The organism is Allobacillus saliphilus (assembly GCF_018138385.1).
Classification (GTDB): domain Bacteria; phylum Bacillota; class Bacilli; order Bacillales; family Alkalibacillaceae; genus Allobacillus; species Allobacillus saliphilus.
Map to the genome: position 1 here is coordinate 1 of NZ_JAGSIE010000070.1, position 271 is coordinate 271.

Consider the following 271-nt stretch of genomic DNA (forward strand, 5'->3'; position numbering starts at 1 on the left):
AGCCTTGGTTCAAGGAAGGCTCAGTAGTCTTCAAGGACCAGGACATGGCTGGGCGTCTGGATGCTATCCTGCGAGGCTCTTTGCAGAAGGAGATGCGCTTCCGCTGGCTCAATACCTATGCTGATGATAACTTGGATTTGACACGCAGTAGTAATTGGTTCAACGTTACACAAAACGTAGGCCAAGCTGCTCGGCATGTTAACGGGATGTCTATGGTGCACAGGGCGCAGGTTAACTGGAACTCTGGTATCGTTATGGATGAGCTACAGAG

General features: G+C 50.6%; 1 protein-coding gene. It reads left to right on the top strand.

Annotation, left to right across the window (positions count from 1 at the left end):
* Positions 1-44 precede the first annotated feature (44 nt).
* Positions 45-271, top strand: a 227-nt coding sequence (locus KC820_RS13090) for a hypothetical protein (protein WP_212371701.1), incomplete at its 3' end; no start/stop codon positions are given.